This window comes from Niveispirillum irakense DSM 11586 (assembly GCF_000429645.1).
GTDB classification, from domain to species: Bacteria; Pseudomonadota; Alphaproteobacteria; order Azospirillales; family Azospirillaceae; genus Niveispirillum; species Niveispirillum irakense.
Map to the genome: position 1 here is coordinate 446,439 of NZ_AUCG01000016.1, position 19,326 is coordinate 465,764.

At 65.1% G+C, this 19,326-nt stretch carries 20 protein-coding genes, 1 tRNA gene and 1 riboswitch; of the genes, 10 read left to right on the forward strand and 11 right to left on the reverse strand.

Annotated features, from left to right (window positions below):
* Positions 1–97 precede the first annotated feature (97 nt).
* Genes flgF through G473_RS0105565 form a run of 5 tightly spaced genes read left to right on the forward strand, consistent with a single transcriptional unit; the run spans position 98 to position 3,608 of the window.
* Positions 98–853 carry a flagellar basal-body rod protein FlgF gene (gene flgF / locus G473_RS0105545; protein ID WP_029012286.1) on the forward strand — a complete coding sequence of 252 codons (756 nt, stop codon included), beginning with the start codon at positions 98–100 and terminating at the stop codon, positions 851–853.
* An 18-nt stretch (positions 854–871) separates the two neighbouring features.
* Positions 872–1,657 (forward strand): flagellar basal-body rod protein FlgG, encoded by a 786-nt coding sequence (gene flgG / locus G473_RS0105550; RefSeq protein WP_029012287.1) that lies wholly within the window; start codon positions 872–874, stop codon positions 1,655–1,657.
* A 7-nt stretch (positions 1,658–1,664) separates the two neighbouring features.
* Positions 1,665–2,369, forward strand: a complete 705-nt coding sequence (gene flgA, locus G473_RS25260; RefSeq protein WP_051329911.1) for a flagellar basal body P-ring formation chaperone FlgA — start codon at positions 1,665–1,667, stop codon at positions 2,367–2,369.
* A gap of 40 nt (positions 2,370–2,409) precedes the next feature.
* Positions 2,410–3,138 (forward strand): flagellar basal body L-ring protein FlgH, encoded by a 729-nt coding sequence (flgH, locus tag G473_RS0105560; protein ID WP_029012288.1) that lies wholly within the window; start codon positions 2,410–2,412, stop codon positions 3,136–3,138.
* A 44-nt stretch (positions 3,139–3,182) separates the two neighbouring features.
* A complete protein-coding gene (locus G473_RS0105565; protein ID WP_029012289.1) occupies positions 3,183–3,608 on the forward strand; it encodes a hypothetical protein in 426 nt (141 codons plus the stop codon).
* Positions 3,609–3,848: 240 nt separating this feature from the next.
* Here G473_RS0105565 and G473_RS0105570 read toward each other — a convergent pair whose 3' ends face one another.
* The 5 genes from G473_RS0105570 to G473_RS0105590 form a co-directional block, all read right to left on the reverse strand.
* Positions 3,849–4,508, reverse strand: a complete 660-nt coding sequence (locus tag G473_RS0105570; RefSeq protein ID WP_029012290.1) for a flagellar hook assembly protein FlgD — start codon at positions 4,506–4,508, stop codon at positions 3,849–3,851.
* A gap of 18 nt (positions 4,509–4,526) precedes the next feature.
* Entirely contained in the window at positions 4,527–5,894 is a 1,368-nt protein-coding gene (locus tag G473_RS30210; protein WP_161630945.1) for a flagellar hook-length control protein FliK, read from the reverse strand.
* Between the two features lie 209 nt (positions 5,895–6,103).
* Positions 6,104–6,194 (reverse strand) — tRNA-Ser (locus G473_RS0105580).
* Positions 6,195–6,257: 63 nt separating this feature from the next.
* Positions 6,258–6,848, reverse strand: a complete 591-nt coding sequence (locus G473_RS25265; protein ID WP_051329912.1) for a DUF4269 domain-containing protein — start codon at positions 6,846–6,848, stop codon at positions 6,258–6,260.
* Positions 6,841–7,557, reverse strand: coding sequence for a YggS family pyridoxal phosphate-dependent enzyme (locus G473_RS0105590; RefSeq protein ID WP_029012292.1), 717 nt, complete (start codon positions 7,555–7,557; stop codon positions 6,841–6,843). The genes G473_RS25265 and G473_RS0105590 overlap by 8 nt, the downstream gene beginning before the upstream one ends.
* Positions 7,558–7,714: 157 nt before the next feature.
* On the opposite strand from G473_RS0105590, the gene G473_RS0105595 reads away from it, so the two are divergent.
* From G473_RS0105595 to G473_RS0105610, 4 genes are all read left to right on the forward strand, one after another.
* Positions 7,715–8,800 (forward strand): porin, encoded by a 1,086-nt coding sequence (locus G473_RS0105595; RefSeq protein ID WP_029012293.1) that lies wholly within the window; start codon positions 7,715–7,717, stop codon positions 8,798–8,800.
* A gap of 230 nt (positions 8,801–9,030) precedes the next feature.
* On the forward strand, positions 9,031–11,022 hold the full coding sequence (gene thrS / locus G473_RS0105600; RefSeq protein ID WP_051329913.1) for a threonine--tRNA ligase: 1,992 nt from the start codon (positions 9,031–9,033) through the stop codon (positions 11,020–11,022).
* Between the two features lie 109 nt (positions 11,023–11,131).
* Positions 11,132–11,671 (forward strand): translation initiation factor IF-3, encoded by a 540-nt coding sequence (gene infC, locus G473_RS0105605; RefSeq protein WP_029012295.1) that lies wholly within the window; start codon positions 11,132–11,134, stop codon positions 11,669–11,671.
* A gap of 201 nt (positions 11,672–11,872) precedes the next feature.
* The gene (locus tag G473_RS0105610; RefSeq protein WP_035705412.1) at positions 11,873–13,531 is read left to right on the forward strand and encodes a methyl-accepting chemotaxis protein; all 1,659 of its coding nucleotides are present in this window, start codon (positions 11,873–11,875) and stop codon (positions 13,529–13,531) included.
* A gap of 22 nt (positions 13,532–13,553) precedes the next feature.
* On the opposite strand, the gene G473_RS29020 is transcribed toward G473_RS0105610, so the two are convergent.
* Positions 13,554–14,108 (reverse strand): hypothetical protein, encoded by a 555-nt coding sequence (locus tag G473_RS29020; RefSeq protein WP_051329914.1) that lies wholly within the window; start codon positions 14,106–14,108, stop codon positions 13,554–13,556.
* Between the two features lie 180 nt (positions 14,109–14,288).
* On the opposite strand from G473_RS29020, the gene murI reads away from it, so the two are divergent.
* Positions 14,289–15,125, forward strand: a complete 837-nt coding sequence (murI, locus tag G473_RS0105620; RefSeq protein WP_029012297.1) for a glutamate racemase — start codon at positions 14,289–14,291, stop codon at positions 15,123–15,125.
* A gap of 36 nt (positions 15,126–15,161) precedes the next feature.
* Here murI and G473_RS0105625 read toward each other — a convergent pair whose 3' ends face one another.
* The 5 genes from G473_RS0105625 to thiO all read right to left on the reverse strand — a co-directional run bounded on the left by G473_RS0105625 (position 15,162) and on the right by thiO (position 19,158).
* Entirely contained in the window at positions 15,162–16,202 is a 1,041-nt protein-coding gene (locus G473_RS0105625) for a COX15/CtaA family protein (RefSeq protein WP_029012298.1), read from the reverse strand.
* A gap of 75 nt (positions 16,203–16,277) precedes the next feature.
* The gene (locus G473_RS0105630) at positions 16,278–16,910 is read right to left on the reverse strand and encodes a thiamine phosphate synthase (RefSeq protein ID WP_084437649.1); all 633 of its coding nucleotides are present in this window, start codon (positions 16,908–16,910) and stop codon (positions 16,278–16,280) included.
* Complete coding sequence (gene thiG, locus G473_RS0105635; protein ID WP_029012300.1) at positions 16,910–17,686, reverse strand: thiazole synthase; 777 nt, start codon at positions 17,684–17,686, stop codon at positions 16,910–16,912. The genes G473_RS0105630 and thiG overlap by 1 nt, the downstream gene beginning before the upstream one ends.
* Positions 17,687–17,689: 3 nt before the next feature.
* Positions 17,690–17,890, reverse strand: coding sequence for a sulfur carrier protein ThiS (gene thiS / locus G473_RS30970; RefSeq protein ID WP_035705416.1), 201 nt, complete (start codon positions 17,888–17,890; stop codon positions 17,690–17,692).
* Between the two features lie 119 nt (positions 17,891–18,009).
* A complete protein-coding gene (gene thiO, locus G473_RS0105645) occupies positions 18,010–19,158 on the reverse strand; it encodes a glycine oxidase ThiO (RefSeq protein ID WP_029012302.1) in 1,149 nt (382 codons plus the stop codon).
* A riboswitch (TPP riboswitch) is annotated at positions 19,152–19,262 on the reverse strand. (Overlaps the previous gene by 7 nt.)
* Between the last annotated feature and the right edge of the window lie 64 nt (positions 19,263–19,326).

The window sequence follows — 19,326 nt, forward strand, 5'->3', positions numbered from 1 at the left end:
GGATTTAACCTAGCCCCTGCACATTAAAGCCGGTTCAAAGCGGCGGCCCCGGAACAGGTTCCGGCCCGCCTGCCCTGAAAAGCAGGAGACCGGAACCTTGGAAAACGCGCTGTACGTGGCGTTGTCGCAGCAAATGGCGCTGCGCCGCATGCTGGATGTCACCGCCAATAACGTGGCGAACATGAATACTGCGGCGTTCCGTGCCGAACGCCCGGTCTTTGATGATTTTGTCAGCCGGGTGGGGCGGGGCGACCCGACGGCCTTCGTCGTGGACCGCGCCACCTATACCGACACGCGTGAAGGTGCGCTGACCACCACGGGCAACCCGTTCGACATTGCCATCCGCGGCGATGCCTGGCTGCAGGTGGAAACACCGCAGGGCCCGCGCTACACCCGCGACGGCCGGTTGAACCGGTCGCCGGAAGGCGAGTTGGTGACGGTCGCCGGCCTGCCCGTGCTGGATGAGGGCGGCAACCGCATCGCTGTGCCGGAGGATGTGGGGCCCCTGACCATCGCCGCCGATGGCACCGTCTCCTACACGGTGGAAGGCGGCGGACAGGAAATCCAGTCTGTGGATCTGGGGCGGATCGGCCTGTTCACCCTGCCGGGGCAGCAGGCCCTGCTGCGCGATGGCGGCGGGCTCGTCACCGCACCTGAGGGCGTAGAGCCGCAGCCCGCGCTCAACGTCACCATCGTCCAGGGCACCCTGGAAGGGTCCAATGTCCAGCCGATCGAGGAAATGGTCCGGCTGGTCGATATCACCCGCGCCTATGGCTTGGCCAACCGTATGGCCGAATCGGAAAACGAACGGCAGCGCAACGCCATCAACAAGCTTGGCGGCCCCGCCACCTGACCGCCGGAAGGAAAATCCATGCGCACGCTCAATATCGCCGCCAGCGGCATGATGGCCCAGCAGATGAATGTGGAGGTCATCTCCAACAACATCGCGAACATCAACACCGTCGGCTACAAGCGCTCCCGCGCCGAGTTTCAGGATCTGATGTACCAGTCCCAGCTCCGGCCCGGTTCCACCTCGTCCGACCAGGGCGATATCGTGCCGGCCGGCATCCAGCTTGGCCTGGGTGTGAAGGCGGCGGCCGTCGCCCGTTCCCACAGCCAGGGGCCGCTGACCCCGACGGAAAATGATTACGATCTGGCCCTGGAAGGACGGGGCTATTTCGTTGTCACCCTGCCCACGGGTGAAAGCGCCTATAGCCGCGCCGGCAATTTCAAGCTGTCGCCGGAAGGCACCATCGTCACCGTGGACGGGTACGAGGTCAGCCCCGGCATCACTGTGCCGGAAAATACCCGCGACGTGACGATCAACCGCAATGGCGAAGTTCTGGCCTATGTGGAAGGCCAGACGGAGCCGGAAAATGTCGGCCAGTTCGACATTGCCATGTTCGTCAATGATGCCGGTCTGGAAGCCATTGGCAGCAACCTCTACCTGGAAACACCAGCCTCGGGCGTGCCGCTGCTGGGCATTCCCGGCCAGTTGGGCTTTGGGTCGGTGCGCCAGGGCTATGTCGAGGCGGCCAACGTCAATATCGTCCAGGAGATCACCAGCCTGATCTCCGCCCAGCGCGCCTATGAGATGAACAGCCGCACGGTCGAAGCCGGCGACCAGATGTTGAACACCCTGGTCCAGATGCGGTGAGGCGGTGATGCGTGTGCTGCCCTGCCTGCTGACCGCTGTCAGCCTCGCCCTTGCTGCCGCCCTGCCGGTTACCGCCCAACCGGCGGCACCGGTCACCACACCCGGCATGGAAGCCCAAGGTGGGGCGGAAGCCGCCCTGGTCGCGGCTTTCCGGGAACGGTACGGCGCGGCATTGGGGCAGGGCACCTTGCGCCTGCGCATCACCCCCCTGCTCACCGGCGCGGTGGAGGCGGTGGAGACCTTGCAATTCGACCCGTCCAGCCGCCGGTTCGCCGCCATCCTGGTCCAGGACGGCGCCCGCAAGCGGGTGGATGGCGAATTATGGTCGGAGGTCGAGGTGCCGGTGCCCAACCGCCGCCTGTCACCCGGAGAGGTCATCACCAAGGATGATCTGGCCATGATGCCGATGCGCAGCGACCAGATCGGGGGGCGTGCCCTCACCGATCCGGCCAGCCTGATCGGGATGGAAGCGCGGCGCGTGCTGTCGCCGGGCCGGCCGATCCCGTCCAATTCCGTCATCAACGCCCCCCTGGTCCGGCGCAATGGGGCGGTGACGGTGGAATATCGCCAGGATGGCCTGGTGCTGACCGCCAAGGGGCGGGCCCTGGGTGACGGGGCGCAAGGCGATGTTATCCGGGTCCAGAACATGGACAGCAACCGCACACTGACCGCCACCGTCACCGCCCCCGGCGTGGTTTCCGCCGCGAATTGACCGGTTATTGCCCAGTCCCCCGACCACAAGGAACGGCCCCATGTCCGCCATCCGCCGCCCGGCTCTGTTGCTTCTGGCCCCCCTGCTGCTGGCCGGCTGCGCCGATCAGTGGGACCATATCGGCCGCGCGCCGGGCATGACGCCGATCGACAATCCAGGCCGGCAGGCGGAAGCATCGGCCGTGACCATGCCGATGCCGATCCCGTCGCAGACCATGCGGCAGCCGGCATCCCTGTGGGAATCCGATGCGCGCGGCTTTCTGCGTGATCTGCGGGCCAGCAAGATCGGCGATATCGTCACCGTCATCGTGGACATGGCCGAGCAGGCGCAGATCCGCAACCAGACCACACGGTCACGCGGGGCGGGCGAATCGCTGGGCGTGCCCAACCTGTTCGGGCTGGAAACGGTGGTGCCGGACCGGGTGGACCCGGACAATCTGGTCAATATGAATTCCAGCAGCAACAGCAGCGGTGCCGGAGCCGTGAACCGGCAGGAACAGATCCAGTTGAAGGTGGCCGCCGTGGTCACCGACATCCTGCCCAATGGCAATCTGGTAATCGCCGGCCGGCAGGAAATGCGGGTGAATTACGAATTGCGGGAGTTGCGCATCGCCGGCGTCATCCGCCCGCAGGACATCACCACCCGCAACACCGTGTCTTACGAGAAGATCGCCGAAGCGCGCATCGCCTATGGCGGTCGCGGCCAGATCACCGATGTGCAGCAGCCCCGTGTCGGCCAGCAGGTGCTGGACGTGATCCTGCCCTTCTGATCCTGCCCGCCCTTCCCCTTTGATCGGATACCCGGAGCCGGCGCATGTGGACCCTTATCCTGAAGGCGGTTGTGGCCGCTGCCCTGGCCTTTGGCGCGGCCTATGCTGCCGCTGCCAACCTGCCGGCATTCCCAGCCCAGACCCTGAACGAAGAACCGGTGCGGGCGGAGGATATGGCCCTGATCGTGCCGCTCTGGCAGCATGGGCGCATCGATTCCTTCGTTTCCATCGGGTTGCTGGTGGATTTGAAACCCGGCAGCAATGCCGCCCTGCTGCTGCCCGCCGTGCGCGACCGGCTGCTGGCCGATCTTTATGAATATGGCGCCGATGGCTGGCTGCGTCCCGGCGTGACCAACCCGGAAGCACTGCGCACCACCCTTCTGCAAGCCGCCGCGACGGTTTCCGACAGCCGGGTGCGGGAATTGACCCTGACCCAGTTCATCCACCAGGAAAACAGCCGCCGCGATTAGGGCTCGTCCGGGTTAGGTTGGATCAAGCTACACCGTCACCCCGGCGCAGGCCGGGGTCCAGGGTCACAAGCGCGTTGCTCTACGAAACTGGACCCCGGCCTGCGCCGGGGTGACGGTAGTGAGAACCATTTCCGATTCCAACATAACCTGACAAACCCTAAGCAGGTCCCATTCCAGACAATAAAAAACGCGGCCCGCCTGGAGCCGCGTTTTTTTACTGGCCGTCTGATTCCCCCCGGCTCAGGCGGCAGAGACAATCCGGTCGCGCTCCACCGTCAGACCGTTTTCCAGGCGGAACAAGGTGGCGCCATCATCGCGCGTGATCCGCACCACCTTGGATGATTGGTAGACATCCGTGGTCAGCCCCTTGCCCGCTTCATCCGTGGCGACAACTTTCACCGTATAGGTGCCATCGGACATGAGGGCGCCTTCCGTATCCTTGCCATCCCAACTCAGCGCATGCAGGCCGGCCACCTTTTCCCCGGTGAAGCTGCGCAGCACACGGCCTTCATTGTTCACGATGCTGATATCCACCTTGGCCGCCCCGTCCGGCACATTATAGGTGGCATCCAGCTTGCCATCCTTCAGCGCCACCCGGTCGCCCGCCACCTCCACCGACCGGCCAATATAGGACAGGTCCATCCGGTCGCCGGTGGAGCGCAGTTCGGTCAGCACCTCCGCCAGACGGGAATTGGAGGTGACCGCCTGTTCCACGGTGGAGAACTGGGCCAACTGCGCCACCCATTGGGTCGGGTCAACCGGCTGCATCGGGTCTTGGTTGGAAAGCTGGGCCGTCAGCAGTTTCAGGAAGGATTGGGTATCGGTCGTCAGGCGGGTCTGCGCCGCCTGGCTGGCGGCATCCGTCGCCACGTTGCTGTCAACACCGGAAACCGTCGTCATGATGGGAACCCTTTCGGATCAGATATGGATATCGACCAAGCTGTCGGAGGTGACCGACGGCGGGGACAGGGGATTGATCGCGGGATCAGCCTCCGCCTGCTGGCCATAGAGTCTGGTGCCCCGGCGGCCCTGGCCGGCTTCGGCCCATTGGCCGCCACCGCCATCGCGCAGGGAGAATTGCAGCCCGTCGGGCTGGACCTGCATACCGCCCTGCTCCATCGCCCGCTCAATCAGGCGGGCATCGCGCTGCAGCATGTCCAGGGTGGCCGGGCGTTCGGCGGAAATCAGCGCCGTAACCTTGCCATCCTTCATTTCCAGCTTCACCTCCACCCGGCCCAGATGGTCCGGGTCTATATGGACGGTGAGGGTTGTCTGGCCGTTGGATATTGCCTGATCGATCCGCGCCACCAGTTGCTGGGCCGGCGCCAGCGGCGCACCGGCAAAGCGGGGGGCACTGATGGCATGGGCAGCGGCACTGTCCCGCCCCGGCAGCACCTGCCCGGCCTGGGTCACGGCCAGCGATGGGTCGGATATGGCGGAACTGCCGCCACCGGGCAGGGCGGACAGGCTGCCCGCCTCCTCAGCCGGCATCCCGGCCACCGCCATGCCCTCATTCGCGCCTTTCAGGCTGAAGGCGGCGGGGCGGGCCTGGACCGGTGCGGCGGCGGTTTGCGTCTGGTTGGGGCTGCTATTGTTGACAGCATCAAAACGTGGACGGGCGCCCCGCCCATTGCCTGTGGGGGCGGGCGCCGCTGTTCCGGGCGTCACCGACGCGGGCACCGGCACCGTCCCGGAAGCCGCAGCCTCCGCTGCTGCCAGGGCTGCGATGGCCGGCGTTCCTGCCTGCCCGGTCGGGGCGGGCACTACGCCCGCCCCCGCTTCCCGGAGCTTGAGCGCAGCGGCACCCACCTCATCCGCCGTTAATTGTGCGACCTCATTGCCGGCGGGTCCTGCCGGCAAAGGCGGTGCCGTTGCGGCCTGGGCCTGCCCCTGCGGGCCGGTGGCTTGCGCGGCCTGCATCTGCGCCATGACCCCGCCGGGGACCGGAGCCGCCGCATCCACGGACGCATCACCACCGGTCTGCGGTGTGGCAACGCCGGGCGTGCCGCCGGGAAGGGTCACCGCCCCCTGTGCCTGCGGTGCCGTCACCAACCCCAGCGCCTGCATCAGCCCGGCCATGACGGTGCCATCGACCGTTTGATCCAGGCCCGGCGTCATTTCCCCTTGCGTTGGCGATGGGCCGGCAAGCCCTTTGCCCCCCACCGCCCCTTCAACCAGCGCGCTAAACCCCTGCCCGCCCTGCGGATTGCCCCCGGCGGTACGGGCAGCATTGGCCGACGCGGTATCACCGCTGGGCATAGGCGTCATAAGGGCAAGAGGCTGCATGGTCGGGCGATCCGCTTGGCTGAACCAAGCCTGCATCGTAGCGCCGCTTGTTTAAGTCCGCTTTTAAGCGGCGCCCAAGGGAAGGCTCACTGGCGACAAAGCCGAGCGCGCGCGCATCACAAGCGCGTCGAGAATTGAGAGCTGATTATATGGATTTTCTGGTTTGCCGTAACGGCATCTGCTGGCGCCTGGAACATCTCAGCAGAAAATGGCGGAGGGGATGAGATTCGAACTCACGATACGCTTTTGACGTATACCCGCTTTCCAGGCGAGCGCCTTCAACCACTCGGCCACCCCTCCGCACTGGAGCGGCGCGGAACATAATGATGTCCGCGCAGGTCCGCAAGCCTTCTGTTGCGAAAATCAGAACTTTTTATCAAATCCCTTTAATATCAAAGGGCTTACAGTCAAATCCGGCACTGTTTCCAGCGCCAGAAGGGCCTGATATGGGTCCCCTTCCAGGCCGAAATGGCTGGCAAAAGCCGGTTCGGTCTTCATGCCGGCCCGCTTGAGCGACCTTATGGCGGCACGGGAGTCGGGGAAAGCCGCCAGCAGCCGCGCCTCCACCACCATATGCCGCCAGGCCATCTGCTGTTCCACTGGCCGGGCCTGGGCGAAAATCTCCACCGGTACATCTTGCAGCATGAAGCCGGCCACCAAAGCCGGCCCGTCGGCGAATTGCCCGATATGCTGGGTGAAACCCGGCAGATGGCCGTAAAGGTGGGGCAGATGCCCGACCAGGGCCGCCGGTTCATCCACGGCGACCAGGATATCCAGGTCGGAGCCGGGCACCTGGATATCCAGCGGAAAGGTGCCGGCCAGCGCCCAGTCCAGCGGGGCCAAGGCGGCAAACGGATCATGCCGGCGCAGCAGCGACCAGACATGGCGCTGATCGGCACTGCCGCCGGCCAGATAATCCAGCCGGCGGAAATCCGGCAAAGCCGGTTCAGCCATGATCCTCGCCATCATTGGCCGCAACCTTCACCCGCTCCCCGAAAATGGCGGTGCCAACACGGACATAGGTCGCCCCCAGGCGGGTGGCGACATCGTAATCGCCGCTCATCCCCATGGAGAGTTCGGCGATGCCATGGCGCCGCGCCAGTTCCGCCAGCAGGGCGAAATGTAGCGACGCCTCTTCCTCCACCGGCGGGATGCACATCAGGCCGGCAATCTCCAGCCCGTGCTGCTCACGGCATTCAGCCAGGAAAGCACCCAGATCCGCCGGCGCGATGCCGGCCTTCTGCGGCTCCTCGCCCGTATTCACCTCGACAAACAGCTTGGGCAGGCGGCCCTGGCGACGGCCTTCCTCGGCCAGGGCAGCGGCCAGCTTGGGCCGGTCCAGGGTCTGGATCACATCGAACAGGGCAACGGCTTCCTTCACCTTGTTGGTCTGCAAAGGGCCGATCAGGTGCAGTTCAATATCCGGATAGCGCTCCCGCAGGGCCGGGAACTTGGATTTGGCTTCCTGTACCCGGTTCTCCCCGAACACGCGATGTCCGGCGGCCAGCGCCGCCTCCAGCCTTTCCAGCGGCTGCACCTTGGACACGGCGATCAGCGTGACCGCATCCGGATCGCGACCGACCGACCGGGCCTCTGTGGCCAGCGTGTCGCGGATGGCGGTCAGATTGGCGGCAATGTCGGTGGAAGGGGTCGATACGGTCATGATGATGCCCAATGCTGGCTTTCGGTGATACTGGTGGTGGGGCTGGACTTTGGTGCCCGGCAACCCACCTGTTGCCCACCTGTGCCATAATCCTGCCCGACGGGCCACCTAGTCCGTTATCTTATCGCCCGCCACTTGACCGGACCCAGAAGACAGCATGCAGACGACGACCCGCAGCAGCGCCGCCCGCCGCCTCCTGCCGCTTGCCACCCTGCTGGCCCTGGCCACAACACAAGCAGCCCAGGCCGCCAGCATGGAATTTGACTGGCGGGGCATCGGTCAGGTGACCGGCGTGCGCGCCACCGATGTGCCGCGCGGCAGCGGCGATGGCTGGAACGCCTATGCCGGCTATGCCCTGTCCGGCGACGCCAATGTCATCACCGATAGCGGCCTGTCCTATGGGTTGAGCGGCACTGTCGGTTCCGGCGATTACGAGAAGAGCCTGGACCGGCCCGGCAACAATGCCGACCTGACCATGAGCGAGGTCTATGTCCATGTCACCTCGGCCTGGGGCCGGGTACGGATCGGCGATGACGATGGTGCCGCCAAGCGCGCCATCGACATGCTGCCGCTGCTGGCCGGCGGCCAGATGGACGGGTTCTGGGCCAATACGGAGGGGGCCGGCTCCTACTGGAACCATCTGGGCCGCGACAGCGACGATGCCACCAAGGTGCTGTATGAGACACCACGCCTGATGGGCCTGCGGGCCGGTGTCTCCTATGCCTGGAAGCGCGACAGTCTGGTGGAGAATATCAAGAAGGAATCCCCCATCCCGGCAGAGCGGGACATGTGGGAATTCGGCCTGAATTATCAGGGCGACTATCGTGCCTTCTCCTATGAACTGGCCGCCGGCTATGTGCGTGGGGAGGCTGGTGCCCCCGGCATCCATGATACCGAAAGCCTGAAGCTGGCCGGCCTGCTGCTCTATGGCGGTTTTTCTGCCGGTGCGATCTGGACCGATGATGGCAAAAGCGGCCAGCCCGACGGCATTGGCTCTTCCACCGGCCTCACCCTGATGGGCAGCTATGAGAATGGCCCCTATGGGCTGGCTGTCTGGTGGCAGGGGTCCGAACGCGGTCGGGTAGAAGATTACAACGCCTATGGCATGGGCCTGTCCTGGCGCTTCTATGAACAGACGTCGCTGGGCTTCGATCTGGTCCGCTATGACGCCGACCGGCTGGCTGGCTTTGGGGAAAGTGCCAAGGGCTGGTCTGGCGCACTGACCCTGCAGACGCGGATCTGACGCCCAGGAAAGGGAACAGGGTTAAGTCTCTATCCGAGAGGCGGCGGGCCGGTTCTGCCGCCTTTTTACTGGCGGTGAAAGGGGGGCTTACGACCGATTCGCCCCCCTCACCTGCCGCAAACCCTTTCCTTCTATGTGAAATTCACCCATCTCCCGCGCTTGACCCGTGCCCTCCACCCGGTCAAAAGTCGCGATCCCATCATTCTCCCAACTTTTTTCAGGGGAAAGCCATGTCTTCGGCCGACGTGCCCGTTTCCAGCGCCCAGGTTGCCATTACGCTGCCCGATGGCAGTGTGCGGACCTATGCGCAGGGCACTACCGGGGCCGACGTGGCCGCCTCCATCGCCAAGTCGCTGGCCAAGGCCGCACTGGCGGTCAAGATCGACGGCGAGGTCAAGGATCTCGCCCTGCCGATCAAGCAGGATGCGCGCCTGGAAATCGTCACGGATAAGAATGCCGATGTGGCATTGGACCTGATCCGTCACGACGCCGCCCATATCATGGCCGAAGCCGTGCAGGAGCTTTATCCCGGCACGCAGGTGACGATCGGCCCGGCCATCGCCACGGGCTTCTATTATGATTTCGCCCGCGACACGCCGTTCACGCCCGACGATCTGGTGAAGATCGAAAAGCGGATGCACGAGATCGTGGACGAGAACCGCCCCTTCACGCGTGAGGAATGGGACCGGACGGAAGCCATCGAGCATTTCAAGTCGATCGGTGAGAAGTACAAGGCCCAGATCATCGAGGATCTGCCGGCTTCTGAGACGATCACCATCTATCGCCAGGGCAAATGGTACGATCTGTGCCGGGGCCCCCATCTGCCCAGCACGGCCCGCGTCGGCCATGCCTTCAAGCTGATGAAGGTGGCCGGTGCCTATTGGCGTGGTGACGCCAAGAACGCCATGCTTCAGCGCATCTATGGCACCGCCTGGCGGACCGAGAAGGAACTGGCCGACCATCTGCACCAGATCGAGGAAGCGGAAAAGCGCGACCATCGCAAGCTGGGCCGCGAGATGGACCTGTTCCATGTGCAGGAAGAGGCCGTCGGCTCCGTCTTCTGGCACCCCAAGGGCTGGGCGCTGTATCAGGCGCTGGAAAACTATATCCGCGCCAAGCTGAAGGTTGCCGGCTATGTGGAGGTGCGTACACCGCAGCTCTATGACAGCAGCCTGTTCAAGGCATCTGGCCACTGGGATATGTATGGCGACAACATGTTCAAGATCCGCGAGTCGGTGGCGGAAGACGGGACGGAGAAGTTCCTGGGCGTGAAGCCGATGAACTGCCCGGCCCATGTGCAGATTTTCCGCCAGGGGCTGAAAAGCTATCGCGACCTGCCGCTGCGCATGGCCGAATTCGGCAATTGCCACCGCAATGAGCCGTCGGGCGCCCTGCACGGTATCCTGCGCGTGCGCAACTTCACCCAGGATGACGCGCATATCTTCTGTACCGAGGATCAGGTCGGCGACGAGGCGAAGGAATATTTCGCGCTCCAGCTTGGCGTGTACAAGGATCTGGGCTTCGACAAGATCGCCGTGAAGCTGGCACTGCGCCCGGATGTGCGTCTGGGCACCGACGATACCTGGGATAAGGCCGAAGAAAGCCTGCGCGTGGCGCTGCGTGCCAACGACCTGGAATTCGAGGAACTGCCCGGCGAAGGCGCCTTCTATGGCCCGAAGGTGGAATTCCACCTGACCGACGCCATCGGCCGGTCCTGGCAGTGCGGCACCCTGCAGCTTGATTTCCAACTGCCGGAACGCCTCGATGCCAGCTATATCGGCCAGGATGGCGCCAAGCACCGCCCGGTCATGCTGCACCGGGCCATCCTGGGCAGCCTGGAACGTTTCATCGGCATGATGATCGAACATTATGCCGGCAAGTTCCCGCTCTGGCTGGCCCCGACCCAGATCACCGTCGCCACCATCGTGTCGGATGCGGATGCTTATGCGGAAAAGGTCGCCAAGGCCCTGAAAAAGGCCGGTTTGCGGGTGGAACTTGACACCCGCAACGAGAAGATCAATCTGAAGGTCAGGGAACACAGCTTGGCCAAGGTGCCTGTGATGCTGGTGGTGGGCGCGCGGGAGGCGGAACAAAATACCGTCGCCATGCGTCGTCTGGGCTCCAATGCGCAGGAATTCCTTGCCCTGGATGACGCCATCGCTAAGCTGTCGGCAGAGGCGCGGCCCCCGGCGGGCAGCGACTCGACCGATTCCGCGTTCTGATATAGTCTACACATCAATCGCACCAACCGGATGCGCCACCGCCCCTGAACGGGACGGCAGTTCCCGTCACCAGCGCGGTGGCCATCCAAGGTAAATAGGAGAAGTTTCCATAGCCAGGCCTACCAACCAGGACCGCGAACCGCAACGCGACGGTCCCCGCATCAATCGTGAGATCAATGTCCGCTCCGTGCGTCTTGTCGATGCCGAAGGTGAGATGGTCGGCGTCGTCAGTCTGCGCGATGCCCTGTTCGCCGCGGAGGAAGCTGGCCTCGACCTGGTCGAGGTGAGCCCGAACGCCGATCCGCCGGTCTGCAAAATCCTCGACTATGGCAAGTACAAGTACGAGGCGCAGAAGAAGGCCAACGAGGCCCGCAAGAAGCAGAAGATCATCGAGGTCAAGGAAATCAAGCTGCGTCCGAACATCGACGAGCATGATTACGACATCAAGATGAAGGCCATGCGCCGCTTCCTGGAAGAAGGCGACAAGGTCAAGGTCACCATGCGTTTCCGTGGCCGTGAAATGGCCCACCAGGATATCGGCATGAATGTGCTGGTGAAGGTGCGCGACACGCTGGAAGACCTGGGCAAGGTCGAACAGATGCCGAAGCTGGAAGGCAAGCAGATGATCATGGTGCTGGCACCGCGCTGAGCGGACCGCCGATATCATTATCGCTTCCTGCAAAGAAGGGTCGCCCTGGTGGGCGGCCCTTTTTCGTTATCGCCGCGCCGCCACCGCCCCTATGCGGATGCACTCAATCGACCCGATACATTTTTCGTTATGCTGCGCAGATAGGGCGGAAAGATCGGCGTGAGGTCGCTTCCGCTGGTTTCAATCGGCGGAGCGCCGCGCATGCGTATCTCGACAAAAATCCTGGCACCGGTCGCCATCCTTTCCCTGGTCGCCGCCATTGTCACCACCACCGCCCTCTGGTCGAAAGCACGGGTGGATACCCTCACCACCCAACTGAACCGGGTGAATAGCGCCGCCTTGGCCGCTTCAGAGATGCGATCCACCAGCCGCGCCTTGCAGCGTGATGCCCTCAATCTGATTTTCGAGCCGGCGGAAGGTCGGGCGGATATTGAGCAACGCTTTATCAAGCGGTTGAAAACGCTGAATGATGCTGCAAGCGATCTGATTGTCTCCGGCAGCGGCGACCGGGCAGACCTGACCCGGATGGCCGACCTGCAGCGGCAGGTCGCTGCCGATCTGGAGGCGGTGCGGACCGCCGCTGCCACCGACCCCGTCGCCGCTCACACCCTTTTCCGGGAGAAACTGCGCACTGATGAGCGGGCGGCATCGGAACGCACCGACCCCTATATCGCCAACCTGCAAAAGCGGGCGGGTGAAATGACGGCCGAACTGGCGGCATTGGAGATTGAGACCCGGTGGGCACTGGCCCTGATCGCGCTGATCGGCATTGCCGGCGGTGTTGGCCTGTCCCTGCTTGTCGCGATTAAGGGCGTGACCCAGCCGCTGGGGCGGCTGACCGGTGCGATGATGCGTCTGGCCGATAATGATTTCAGCATTCGGCTGACCGAGGACCAGCGCACCGACGAGCTGGGTGCCATGGCCCGGGCCGTGGCGGTCTTCCGTGACGGTATGGCGCGCGCGGCGGAACTGGCCGGCGAGAAGGAGCGCGAGCAGGCAGCACAAGAGGCCCGGCGGCAGGCCCGCGACCTGCTGATGCGGGAATTCGTGCAACGCATGGACAGCATCGCCACCGAACTGGCAACCGGGGCCGGTGGCCTGCAGAGCGAAGCGACCGATCTGCGTGATGCCGCGACGCAGGGCGCCGACCGGACGGGGGCTGCGGCAACCGCCTCCAATCGCACCGCCGGCAATGTCCAGACAGTGGCGGCTGCCACAGAGGAACTGGCCGCCTCCATCGGCGAGATCAGCCGTCAAGCCGGTCAGGCGGCGGTGGTCGCGCGGCAAGGGGCAGAAACCGCCAATAGCAGCGCCCAGGAAATGGAAGCGCTGAACCATGCCGTCGCGGCCATTGCGGAAATGGTCAGCCTGATCGACGGCATCGCCGCCCAGACCAACCTGCTGGCCCTGAATGCGACGATCGAGGCGGCACGCGCCGGTGATGCCGGCAAGGGCTTTGCCGTCGTCGCGTCAGAGGTGAAGATTCTGGCCAACCAGACCGGCAGCGTGACTGAAGATATCCGCAGCCGCGTCGGTCACATCCAGACGGTGATGCGGGGGGCCGTAGATGCCATCAGCCGCATCGTCACCGCCATGCAGAACATCCAGGCCATGAATTCTGGCATCGCGGCGGCCGTGGAACAGCAGGCGGCCGCCACGGCCGAGATCACCCGCAATGTGCAGGCCGCCGCCCAGGGCACCGACGAAATCCGCCAGGATCTGGAAGGGCTTCGCGCCGTGGCCGCGCAGACGGGCTTCGCAGCCGGCCGCCTGACCGGATCGGCAGACGGCTTGGCCGATCAAGCGGCCAGCCTGCGCAGCAATGTGTCAGGCTTCGTCGACCGGCTGGAGGCGGCGTGAGCAGCCCCCGCCCGACACCGGATCAGGGCTTCGCCGCCGGTGCGGATTTGGCCTTGTAGGCCCGGAGCTGCTGGTTGAAGCGGTCGGCGAAAAGCTGCATGGCGGAGATGGTCAGATCATGCTGTGCCGTCAGTGATAGATAATCATGCACGCTCAGCTTGGCGATATTGGCCTGGACCAGCTTGTCCAGACAGGCGTTGAAGGCTTCCGACTCGGTCACATAGGTCTTCACCGTGACCTGCGCCTTGCGCATCTCCTCATCCGTGGCCTTGGTGCCATCGGGCAGGGTGCCGGGCGGCTTGGGCCGGGTACAGCCGTTGGAACCGGCAGCGGGGGCAGCGGCCTTGGCCTGCCCTTCCGTCTGCTTCACGATATCGCCCATGGTGGGCAGGTTTGCAGCCGGCAGCGCCGGCCCCGCAGCGGCGGGGGCCGCTGGCTGGGTCGCCTGACGCACGATATCGCCCATGGTGGGCCCGGTGGGCGTGGTCGGCTGGTTCTGGACGGAAGCCTGCGCGGTGCCGGCACCGGCAGCCAGACACAGGCAGAGCAGAAGACGCGACGGCAGGGACACGGACATGGTAGGCGGATCACTCCGGAAACCGGTTTCGGAACTGGGGGGAGTTAGGCACAAGCTCCCCTCGCTGGCAAGCCTGCCACGCCATCAATCGGCCCTTCCTTCGCCATCAACCCATGCTAAACCGGGAGCAGTACCCCCAAGGCCGGGGTGTCGGCGCGACAGGCAGGCAGGGCGACAGGGATGATCGGTGTTTTTGATTCCGGGCATGGCGGGCTGACGGTACTGAATGCCTTGCACCGGTCCATGCCCCAGACCGATTTCCTGTATCTGGGCGACCATCATGACGCACCCTATGGCGACCGGACGCCGGACGAAATTTACCGTCTGACACTGGCTGGCGTGTCGCGGCTGTTCGATGCCGGGGCGCGGCTGGTCATCCTGGCCTGCAACACGGCGTCTGCCGTCGCCCTGCGCCGCCTGCAGCAGACCTGGCTGGATGCCGCATATCCCGGCCGCCGCGTGCTGGGCGTGCTGGTACCCATGGTGGAAGCCATTACCGGCGTGCCCTGGATGGCCGATCTGGCGGCGGAACGGCCGGCGGGCCCGCCCCGCACCATCGGCATCTTCGCCACCAGCCGCACGGTCGATAGCGGTGCCTATCCACGGGAGATCAGCCACCGCGCGCCGGAAGTGCGCGTGGTGCAGCAGGCCTGCCCCGATCTGGTGCCCTTGATTGAAGCCGATGCACCAGCAGAGGTGATCCGGGCCGCCGTGGCCCGCTATACTGACGGGCTGTTGAGCCAGTTGGGTGGGGAAATGCCGCAGGCGGTGATGCTGGGCTGCACCCATTATCCGCTGGTGGCGGACCATTTCGCCGCCTTGCTGCCGCCGGGGGTGGAGGTACTGTCCCAGCCCGATCTGACGGCACGCAGCCTGACAGCCTATCTGGAACGCCACCCTGAATTCGACCGGCCCGGCACCGGTCAGGTCCATTTCCTGACCACGGGCGATGCCGACCGGGTCAGCCGTCTGGCGACCCGCTTCTTCGGCAAGCCGGCCCGGTTTGAGAAGGCTTGAAGGCCCCGCTGCCAGTCAAGCCTCTCCGCTACCCCCTCACCGCCGCAGCGTGTGCAGGGACCAGACCATCAGGCCGATCACCACCATGGCCCCGCCCTGGTGGGCGGACCCCAGCGCCACGGGCACGGCCATCAGCAGGGTCAGGATGCCCAGCCCCACCTGGGCCAGCACAGCCGCCGTCACGCCCAGGGCAACGCCGCGGGCCGCCGGCACCAGATTGGCGCGCTGCCCCACCCGCCAGGCATAGCTGACAACGGCAAAGGCGGTGGCAATGGCCAGCCAGCGATGGGTGAACTGCACCGCCGCCGTATTTTCCAGGAAATTCAGCCAGGCCGGCGACAGGTTCCAGATTTCCGGCGGCGCGAAATCGCCATTCATCAGCGGCCAGGTATTATAGGCAAAGCCGGCATCCAGCCCCGCGACAAAGGCGCCCCAGACCACGGTGATCGCCACCATGACCAAAGCCAGCCGGCCATGGGCCACCAGCCCAACCCGGTCCGGATGGGCCTTGGCCTGGGGGTGCAGCAGCCCCAGCGCCACCCGGATCAGCAGCGCATAAAGAATCAGCGCCATGGAAAGATGCAGGGCCAGCCGGTAATGGCTGACATCGGTACGATCCACCAGCCCGGACTGGACCATGAACCAGCCGATAAAACCCTGAAGACCGCCCAGCAGGAACAGGCCCACCAGCTTGGGCAGCATGGAACGGGAAATCTGCCCCCTTACGGCGAACCAGACCAGTGGCACAGCAAAGACAAGGCCGATCAACCGGCCCCATAGCCGGTGGAACCATTCCCAGAAGAAGATGGATTTGAAATCATCCAGGCTCATCCCCCGGTTCAGAACCTGATATTCGGGGATCTGCTTGTACTTCTCGAACTCGACCATCCATTGCGCCTCCGACAGAGGCGGGATGGTGCCGGTGATCGGTTTCCATTCCGTGATGGACAGGCCGCTTTCCGTCAGGCGGGTGATGGCTCCGATAATCGCCATGGCGAAAACCATGCCGGCGCAGAACAAAAGCCAGTGCGCCACGCGGCGGGAATTGGCCTCAACGGGGGAAAGGGTCTGGGTCACGGGCTGTCACCGCCTGTCGGTGGGTAAATCATTCGGATGGGCAAGCCCCCGATATGGCCCGCTTACCGCTTCCGGTCAAATGCCGGCCTTGCGGCCCGGCGTCGCAGCCGCATTCCAGGCCGCGATAAGGGCAGCCATTTCCGCCGGACGCCGCATCGGCCCGCCCATCACGGCAAGGCCTGCCGCCCCGGCAGCGCGGCAAGCCGCCACCTGTTCCACCCCCACCCCGCCCAGCGCCAGCACCGGCAAGGGCGCCCCGGTCAGGGATGCCGGGCCTAAGGCCGGGCCATAACCGGGCTTGGAGGCGCTGGGGTAAATCGGGCTGAGGCTGGCATAATCCGCGCCCTCCCGGGCGGCCAGCGCCAGTTCCGCCTTGCTGTGGCAGGACAGGCCAATCAACGCCCCCGGCCCCAGCAGCGCCCGCGCCGCCGCGACATCCCCGCCCGCCCCCAGATGCACCCCATCGCAGAGCCGGGCCAGATGCGGGTCCCCATGAAGGGTCAATATGCCCCCCACGGCCCGCACCATCGGGCGCAGCCGTTCCAGCAATGCGGTCTGCGCCGCCAGGGGCAAATCCTTTTCCCGCAGGGACAGCCAGCGGCATCCCGCCTCCAGCGCCGCACCCGCCACGGCCACCAGATCACCGCCCGCCGCCTGGGTGCGGTCGGTGATCAGCAGCAGCGGCGGGTTAGGCAGGCGGGACGCCATCACGTCCCGATCAGGCCCAATTCGGGGCTGGAGGCTTCCGCCCGCAGGCGCTTGGGGATACGCCCGGCCAGCCGGGCCATGCGCCCGCCTTCCACGCCGGCCCGCATGGCCGCCGCCATACGCACCGGATCCGTGCTTTTCGACACGGCAGTGTTCAGCAGCACGGCATCGCAGCCCAGTTCCATGGCCAGCGCCGCATCCGATGCCGTGCCGATGCCGGCATCCAGCACCACCGGCACCGTGCTGGTGCGGCAGATATGCTCGATATTATAGGGGTTCAAAATCCCCAGCCCGGTGCCGATGGGGGCGCCCAGCGGCATGACGGCGGCACAGCCGACATCGGCCAGCCGGCGGCAGACGATGGGATCATCGGTGCAATAGGGCAGCACGGTGAAACCGTCGCGCACCAACTCATCCGCCGCACGCAGCAACTGTTCCACATCCGGGTAAAGCGTCTCCCGGTCGCCAATCAGTTCCAGCTTGATCCAGTTGGTGTCCATCGCCTCGCGGGCAAGCTGGGCCGTCAGCACGGCATCCTTCACCGTGGCGCAGCCGGCAGTATTGGGCAGCAGCCAGACCTTGCCGGCCACCAGATCCAGCAGCCCCTCGCCATAGCCGGACAAATCGGCCCGGCGGACGGAGACGGTCAGAATTTCCGCACCGGAAGCGGCCAGACTGTCCAGGAATACCTGCTGGTTGGGATAGCCGGCGCTGCCCAGGAACAGGCGGGAGCCGAAACTTTTCCCGGCGATTTTCAACGGGTCTTGATGGGTCATTTCTCAGCCGCCCTGCAGAACCTTGACGATTTCGATCTTGTCCCCCGGCACCAGCACCGTATCGGCCCAGCGCGCCCGGGGCAGCACTTCCCCGTTCAGCGCCACGGCGATGCCGCGCGCCGCCGGGTCGATGCCCTGGTCCGCCATGATGGCAGTCAGGGCATGATCATCGGGCAGCAGATCCTTGCCATTGATGGTGATCATGATTCTTCCTCGGAAATCGGGGCAAGCTTTTCCAGTCAATCGAGCTTGCGAAAGAACGCCCTTCGGGATTGTTTCGCCTCCGTGGCAAACAACATGCGCAGGCGTTCTTTCACAACCTCTCAGGCCGCGCGGGCCGGGGCGAAACGGCCGGGACCGAAAGCGCGGATACGCTCGTCCACATGGCCGGTCAGCATCATGGCGGCCACGGCATCCGCCGTGATCGGTGTCAACAGGATGCCGTTACGGTGATGGCCGGTGGCCAGCATCAGCCCTTCCACCCCCAGCGCCCAGCCCAGGATGGGGGCATCATCGCGGCAGCCGGGGCGGAAGCCGTGCCACATCTCCTTGATGGGCAGTTCCTCCACCCCCGGCAGGGTGCGCCATGTCGCTTCCAGCAAGGCCAGCACGCCACCGGCTGTCATCTGGTTGTCAAAGCCCTTTTCCTCCGTCGTGGCGCCGACGATCAGCGTGCCATCGGCGCGCGGCACCAGATAGCATTTCGGCCCCCAGACGACATGGCGCAACAGCGGCGCTGCCGGGTCCATCTGCAAGGACAGCATCTGCCCCTTCACCGGGCGCACCGGCGGCGGCACAGGCAGGCCCGGCAGCAGCCGCGACCAGGCACCCGCCGCCAGCACCACCTGATCGGCAGCATGAACATGGTCCCCCAGCCGCACGCCCGTCACCCGGCTGCCAGCCATTTCCAGGCCCGTGACGGTCACCCCTTCATGGATGCGCCCGCCGGCCTTTTCCAGCGCCACGCGCAAGGCGGCACTGGCCAGACGGTTATCCACCTGCCCGTCCCGCGGGCTATAGACAGCGGCAGCGGTGCGCGGGTTCAGGAACGGTTCGCGCTCCTTGGCGGCGGCACCGGTCAGCCATTCCATCTCCAGCCCCAGGCTGCGCTGATAATCGTAATTGCTGCGCAGCGTCTCCACATCGTCGCGGGTCAGGGCCACGACCATGGTGCCTTCCTGGCGCAACCCCACCGGCAGGCCGCTGGCAGCTTCCAGTTCCTGGGCAAAGGCGGGCCACATTTCCCGGCTGGCAACGCAGAGCGGCACCAGGGTCTGTTCCCCTGGCTCGGCTTCCACGGCGGCGGCCAGCATGCCGGCGGCAGCACGGCTGGCCGACTGGCCCACCTGATCCCGCTCAAACAGATCGACCGACAGGCCGGCCTGGGCCAGACGCCAACCGATGGACAACCCGATGATACCGCCGCCAATGATGGCAATACGGGACCGGGGGGAATTTAAATCAGTGGACATGGATGCAATCCTCCCTTCGCCGGCATGACCCGGATCAGGTTCGATGGGTATGATCTCAGCCGTGCCAGCATCCGTTGCCGTCCACGGCACCCCAGTTAACGATGCCCAGAGTCATGGGCCTGTCACACGGTGAAAGCAAGGGGGCCGGGTGCCGCAGCACCCATGCGG